The sequence below is a fragment of the Phytohabitans maris genome (genome assembly GCF_031085175.1).
In the GTDB taxonomy this organism is placed as follows: Bacteria; Actinomycetota; Actinomycetes; order Mycobacteriales; family Micromonosporaceae; genus Phytohabitans; species Phytohabitans maris.
The window spans coordinates 35,522-41,521 of the sequence record NZ_JAVHUY010000068.1 but is presented as its reverse complement, the minus strand read 5'-3'; the positions used below and the strand labels follow the sequence as shown (position 1 = coordinate 41,521).

8 protein-coding genes are annotated in these 6,000 nt (G+C 74.4%); 2 read left to right on the top strand and 6 right to left on the bottom strand.

Annotated features, from left to right (window positions below):
* The 4 genes from RB614_RS41810 to RB614_RS41795 form a co-directional block, all read right to left on the bottom strand.
* A partial coding sequence (locus RB614_RS41810) for a hypothetical protein (RefSeq protein WP_308718275.1) occupies positions 1 to 716 on the bottom strand: 716 nt, incomplete at its 3' end.
* A gap of 144 nt (positions 717 to 860) precedes the next feature.
* Complete coding sequence (locus RB614_RS41805; RefSeq protein ID WP_308718274.1) at positions 861 to 1,133, bottom strand: hypothetical protein; 273 nt, start codon at positions 1,131 to 1,133, stop codon at positions 861 to 863.
* 575 nt (positions 1,134 to 1,708) lie between these two features.
* Positions 1,709 to 2,533 carry an ABC transporter permease gene (locus RB614_RS41800; protein ID WP_308718273.1) on the bottom strand — a complete coding sequence of 275 codons (825 nt, stop codon included), beginning with the start codon at positions 2,531 to 2,533 and terminating at the stop codon, positions 1,709 to 1,711.
* A complete protein-coding gene (locus RB614_RS41795) occupies positions 2,530 to 3,483 on the bottom strand; it encodes an ATP-binding cassette domain-containing protein (protein WP_308718272.1) in 954 nt (317 codons plus the stop codon). The genes RB614_RS41800 and RB614_RS41795 overlap by 4 nt, the downstream gene beginning before the upstream one ends.
* Positions 3,484 to 3,628: 145 nt before the next feature.
* On the opposite strand from RB614_RS41795, the gene RB614_RS41790 reads away from it, so the two are divergent.
* Positions 3,629 to 4,648 (top strand): aspartate-semialdehyde dehydrogenase, encoded by a 1,020-nt coding sequence (locus RB614_RS41790; RefSeq protein WP_308718271.1) that lies wholly within the window; start codon positions 3,629 to 3,631, stop codon positions 4,646 to 4,648.
* A gap of 3 nt (positions 4,649 to 4,651) precedes the next feature.
* Here RB614_RS41790 and RB614_RS41785 read toward each other — a convergent pair whose 3' ends face one another.
* Entirely contained in the window at positions 4,652 to 5,083 is a 432-nt protein-coding gene (locus RB614_RS41785) for an Lrp/AsnC family transcriptional regulator (protein ID WP_308718270.1), read from the bottom strand.
* A gap of 80 nt (positions 5,084 to 5,163) precedes the next feature.
* Complete coding sequence (locus RB614_RS41780; RefSeq protein ID WP_308718269.1) at positions 5,164 to 5,571, bottom strand: four-helix bundle copper-binding protein; 408 nt, start codon at positions 5,569 to 5,571, stop codon at positions 5,164 to 5,166.
* Positions 5,572 to 5,741: 170 nt separating this feature from the next.
* Here RB614_RS41780 and RB614_RS41775 point away from each other — a divergent pair, with 170 nt between their 5' ends.
* A complete protein-coding gene (locus RB614_RS41775; protein WP_308718268.1) occupies positions 5,742 to 5,999 on the top strand; it encodes a hypothetical protein in 258 nt (85 codons plus the stop codon).
* The last annotated feature ends 1 nt before the right edge of the window (position 6,000 follow it).

The window sequence follows — 6,000 nt, the reverse complement described above, 5'->3', positions numbered from 1 at the left end:
GCGGCGCGGCTGCCGCCGCCCCGCTGGACGACGGCCTTGCCCGCGGGCGTCGCGCCGGCCCGCCGGCTGCCGCCGGTCGTGCTGGCGCACTGGACGACGACGGCCTTGGCGTGCCGGTGGATGAGGATCGTGTTCGCGGGCGTCGGGGCAGTGGCGGTGGTCGTGCCGGTCGGTCGGGCGGCGCTGGCGCGGCGGACGACGGCGATGACTGGCTGGAGGGTCTCCGGCCGGGGGCCGACGAGCGGGGAGCGAACGGTGGCGGCCGCCCGCCGGGCGCGCGCCGCCCCGCTGACGAGCGCGTGTGGTCCGCGGAGGACGGTGCGGCGGCCGGTGGTCGCGGGCCGGGTCCGCGCCGCCCCGCTGACGAGCGTCTCTGGTCCGGGGACGACGGCGCGGTGGCTGGTGTTCGCGTGCCGGGTCCGCGTCGCCCCGCGGACGGGCGCACGTGGCCAGCGGAGGACGGCATGGCCGCCGAGGAAGCCCGCCGCCGCTCGGGTGAGCGTCCGCCGCCGGATGGCCGCCGGATGGCGGGGCGCGACGAGGCGCCGTCCGGGCGTTCCGGGGCGGGTCGCGGCGGGGCGCCTTCGGAGCGTCGTGAGGCCGGTCGCGCTGAGGTGTCGGACGGGATCTACCGTCCGGCCGACCCTCCGCCGTTCGAGCAGAGCGGGCGCCGCGGGCCGCGTCCGCCGTCCGGGCCGCGCCCGGCGAACGGCCACGGCGCGCCGGTCGACTACTACCCGCCACCCATTCCCGACCGCCCGGCCCGCCCCGACGACCGGTCACGCGGCGAGCGCCCGGCGTCCGGCCAGCGGGACGGCCGGTCGTCCGGCGAGCGTCCGGCCCCCGGCGAGCGCCCGGCGCTAGGCGGTCGGGCCGGCGGCGAGCGTCCGGCTCCCAGTCAGGCGCGCGGCGAGCGCCCCGTGCCGGGCCAGCGGGATGGTCGGGCCGGCGGCGAGCGCCCGCCCTCCGGTCAGGCGCGTGGCGAGCGCCCGGCCGCAGGTGGTCGGGCCGGTGGCGAGCGGTTGGGCCCGGGTCAGCGGGACGGTCGGGCCGGCGGTGGGCGTCCGGTCCGGCAGCCGCCGGGGGAGGGCTACCCACCGCGGGAGGCGGAGGGTTACCCGCCGCCCGAACACCGGTTACCAGCCCAGCGCCGCCCATCCGGCGGCCAAGGCATGGACGGCCACTACGCGGCGCCCGGCGACGGCCGCTACGCGCCCGGCGACCGCCGTGCCCGCCCCTCGGGCGACGGTCGCGCGCGCCCGGCCGGGGAGGGCCGCGGTCGTGGCCCGGCCGCTCCGGACTCGTACCAGTCGAGCCGGGACGACGGCTGGCGCTGAGCAGCGTCGCGGTCGGCGTGCCGGCCGGTTCTGGAACGCCGCCTTTGGCGGCGCCCGCCGGTGGCGGGGAGCGGCGGAGCGTGGTTGTTGGGGGGCCCGCGGGGGCTCCGCGGGCGCGCGGGCGGCGGCCCGCCCGGTTGGGCACCGCCGCGTGGGGCGGCGCCCGCCGGTGGCGGGGAGCGGCGGATCGTGGTACTTCGGTGCCCCTCCAGGGGCACCGAAGTACCACGATCACCGATCGCGGCGCTGGGAGCGTAGGCGGGGCAGCTCTGTAGGCCGGCGGACGACACATGCCCGCCTGCCCCGAGCGGGCGCCGGTGCCCGCGGGCCGGCTGGGGCCGCGGACGGACCGAACGGGCAGGCGGGCGCGGTCAGCGGGAGGCGGCCTTCTTGTAGCGGTTGACGGCCAGTGGCACCGACACGATCAGCAGCACCACCACCCACGCCAGGCTCGTGAACACCGGGTGCCGCAGCGGCCACGCGTCCGGCTGGGGCACGGCCGGGTTGGTGTTGCCGAACAGGTCGCGGGCGGCCTGGGTCACCGCGGAGACCGGGTTCCACTCGGCGAACGCCTTGAGCGGGCCGGGCAGGTCGGTCACGCCCACGAACGTGTTGGCGATGAACGTCAGCGGGAAGATGAAGATGAAGCTGGCGTTGTTGACCACCTCGGGGCTGCGCACCGAGAGGCCGACCACCGCGAACACCCACGAGAACGCGTACGCGAACAGCAGCAGCAGCGCGAAGCCGCCCAGTGCCTCCAGCGGGGAGGAGTGGATGCGCCAGCCGACGATCAGGCCGGTCACCGACATCACGATGATGACGATGACGTTGTTGACCAGGTCGCTCGTCGTGCGGCCCACCAGCAGGGCGGAGCGGGCCATCGGCAGGGAGCGGAAGCGGTCGACGATCCCCTTCTGGATGTCTTCGGCCAGGCCGTATCCGGTCAGCGTCGACCCGAAGAGCATCGTCTGGGTGAAGATGCCGGCCATCAGGTACTCCCGGTAGGAGACGCCGGGAACGTCGATCGCGCTGCCGAAGACGTATGCGAACAGCAGCACGAACATGATGGGCGAAAGCGTGGTGAAGACCAGCAGGTCCGGTACCCGCTTGATTTTGATGAGGTTGCGCCGCGCGACGGTGATGCCGTCGCGCAGTGGCTTGAAGGCCGGGTTGGCCAACATGGACTCGGTCGTCACGACGACTCCTCCTCAGCGGCGTGGCCGGTCAGCGTCAGGAACACGTCGTCGAGGCTGGGCCGCCGCAGCCCCACGTCGAGCACCTTGACGGCCTCGGCGTCGAGCCGCCGCAGGCTCTCCATCAGCGCGGACGCGCCACCGGTCACCGGGACGGTGACGCGGCGGGCCGGCTCGTCGACGGTGATCTCGCCGGAGGCGAGCGGGGCGAGCACCGCGCGGGCACTGTCGATGTCGGCGGGCGTGCTGACGGTCAGCTCCAGCCGCTCGCCACCGACCTGGTTTTTCAGGTCGTCGGAGGTGCCGAGCGCGATCACCTTGCCGTGGTCGATCACCGCGATCCGGCTGGCCAGGTGGTCGGCCTCCTCGAGATACTGCGTGGTGAGCAGCAGCGTGCTGCCGGCCGCGACGAGCTCGGAGATCACATCCCACATGCCGAGGCGGCTGCGCGGGTCGAGCCCGGTGGTGGGCTCGTCGAGGAACAGCACCGGCGGCTGGGCGACCAGCGCCCCGGCCAGGTCGAGGCGGCGCCGCATGCCCCCCGAGTACCCCTTTACCGGGCGGTCGGCGGCGTCCTCCAGGTCGAACCGGGCGAGCAGCGCCCGCGCCCGCTCCCGGCTCGCCTTGGCCGTGAAGCCGTAGAGGCGGCCCACCATGTCGAGGTTTTCGAAGCCGGTGAGGTGCTCGTCGACCGCCGCGTACTGCCCGGAGAGGCCGATCAGGCCGCGCAGGCGGCGCGCGTCGGCGACCACGTCGAGTCCGGCGACCCGGGCCCGGCCGGCGTCCGGCTTGAGCAGCGTGGTGAACACCCGGACCGCGGTGGTCTTGCCGGCCCCGTTGGGCCCGAGCAGGCCCATCACCGTGCCCTGCGGCACCGAAAGATCGAAGCCGTCGAGCGCCACCACGGCGCCATATTTCTTGACGAGGCCTTCTGCCTCGATCGCGATTTCCATCATCACCCCTTCCGGAACGGCCCCATAGTGCCGTACCCGTCCGACATTTCGCGGCCCATTTCCGGCCTGCCGTCACCGGTAAGACCGCCCACACCCTGGGAATTCATCGCTGCCACGGATAACTCTTCCGGGTACCGTGGCGGCCATGCAGATCGGGATTGTCGGCGCCACCGGCCAGGTCGGTGGCGTCATGCGGCGGGTGCTGGCCGAGCGGGCCTTCCCCGTGGACCGGCTCCGCCTCTTCGCCTCGGCCCGCTCCGCCGGGCGCGCCCTGCCGTGGGGCGACACGCAGGTGACGGTGGAGGACGCGGCTACGGCCGACTACCGGGGGCTCGACGTCGTCCTGTTCTCGGCCGGCAAGGGCACCGCCAAGGAGCTGGCGCCCCGCGTGGCCGAGGCCGGCGCGGTCGTGATCGACAACTCCTCGGCGTGGCGGATGGACCCGCGGGTACCCCTGGTCGTCGCGGAGGTCAACCCCGACGCCGCCGCCGACCGTCCCATGGGGATCATCGCCAACCCCAACTGCACCACGATGGCCGCGATGCCGGTCCTGCGCCCGCTGCACGCGGAGGCCGGGCTGGTCAGCATGGTGGTCGCCACCTACCAGGCGGTCTCCGGCAGCGGCCTCGCCGGCGTGGCCGAGCTGGACGAGCAGGTGCGCAAGGTGGCCGACCGGGCCTCGGAGCTGGCGTTCGACGGCGAGGCGGTGCAGATCCCGGCCCCCCGGGTGTACGCGCGGTCGATCGCGTTCAACGTGCTCCCGCTGGCCGGCTCGATCGTCGAGGACGGCTCCGACGAGACCGACGAGGAGCAGAAGCTCCGCAACGAGAGCCGCAAGATCCTCGGCATCCCCGAGCTCAAGGTGGCCGGCACATGCGTGCGGGTGCCGGTGTACACGGGGCACTCGCTCCAGGTCAACGCCCGCTTCGCGGCGCCGCTGACCCCCGCGCGGGCCCGCGAGCTGCTCGCCGCCGCGCCCGGTGTGGAGCTCTCCGACGTGCCCACCCCGATCCAGGCGGCCGGCAAGGACCCGACGTACGTGGGGCGGATCCGCGCCGACGAGACCGTCGAGCACGGCCTGTCGTTCTTCTGCTCCAGCGACAACCTGCGCAAGGGCGCCGCCCTCAACGCGGTGCAGATCGCGGAGCTGGTGGCGAAGGCCTGAGGGTCAGGGGTCGACCGGGCGCCAGGAGAGGGGCGTGGAGAGGACCATCGTGCTGGAGGGCTGCCCGTACGGCGCCAGCCGGTCGATGACCGTCTCGAAGTCCTCCATGGCGCCCGTCGCCACCTTCAGGATGCAGCAGGCGTCGCCGGTGACCCGGTGGATCTCCAGCACCTCCGGCCAGGTGGCGACGTCCGGGTCGCGGAGTACGCACTTCGCGCCGTAGCAGGACATCCGGATCACGGCGACCACGTGGCGGCCGGCCTTGGCCAGGTCGACGTGCGCGTGGTAGCCGGTCACCACGCCGATCCGCTCCAGCCGCCGTACCCGCTCCGCCACCGCGGGCGGGGAGAGGTGCACGCGGCGGGACAGTTCGCTGTACGAAAGCCGGGCGTCGCGCTGCAGCTCGCGCAGGAGCGCCCAGTCCATCTCATCCACCGCCACCAGCCTAAACGCACTCACCGGTAACCGGCCGGGCGGCGCTGCCGCGTGCCGGGGCGGGCGGCGGGCGGCGCGGCTCAGGCGAGGGCGGCGAGCAGCTCCTCGCAGGCCCGCTGGCAGCGGCGGCAGGCCTCGGCGCAGACCCGGCAGTGCTCGTGCCGGCTCGCGTGCCGCTCGCATTCGAAGGCGCAGGTGGCGCAGACGGTGGCGCACGCCTGGACGGTCCGCAGCGCGACCGCGGCGTCGAAGCCGGTCGGCCGGGACATCATCCGCCCGGTGGTGTCGCAGATGTCGGCGCAGTTGAGGTTGAGAGCTACGCAGCGGACGAGGTCGGCGACCATGTCGTCGGCCAGGCACGCGTCGGCGCACGCGGTACACGCCTGCGCGCAGTCGAGACACGCCTCGACGCAGCGCGTGACCAGCCCTTGGTCGACGCCGGCCAACCCGTCCGGATGGGTTTCCAGCATCGCGCTCGCGTGACCCATCAGGTTCTCCTTCCGCTCGCGGAGTCGTCCTTCCGAGAAGGGGTACCCGACCCACGCGGCGGGTAACGGTGGCGCCGGCAGCCACTCAGGAAGCTACGGAGCGGGGAGGTGGGCACCGGTCTTCCCTTGGGGGCGGTGAATACTACGGCGGGTAGTATTAGAGTGCTAGCGTGTCGATCGAAGGTGGCTGCTGGCACGACGACCTCGCCGGCCGGGTCGCGGTGATCGTGCGTACCGAGCGGGACCGGCTCGCGCGGCGGCGGCCCGACCTGGACGCGGCGGATCTCGCGGCCGTCGAGGACACCCTCTGGCGGATCGCCGACCACCTGCTGCTGCGCCGCGCCCGCCAGGTCACCGTCGACCCGGTCGCGGCCGCCCGCCTCTGGGAGGTGCCGGTGCCGCGGCCCCGGGCGGCGCCCCCGGCCTGAG

Bases quoted from the DNA above. Each gene is read 5' to 3' on its own strand.
- RB614_RS41795 (WP_308718272.1), bottom strand. From the start codon at position 3,483: ATGGAAATCGCGATCGAGGCAGAAGGCCTCGTCAAGAAATATGGCGCC.
- RB614_RS41790 (WP_308718271.1), top strand. From the start codon at position 3,629: ATGCAGATCGGGATTGTCGGCGCCACCGGCCAGGTCGGTGGCGTCATG.
- RB614_RS41780 (WP_308718269.1), bottom strand. From the start codon at position 5,571: ATGGGTCACGCGAGCGCGATGCTGGAAACCCATCCGGACGGGTTGGCC.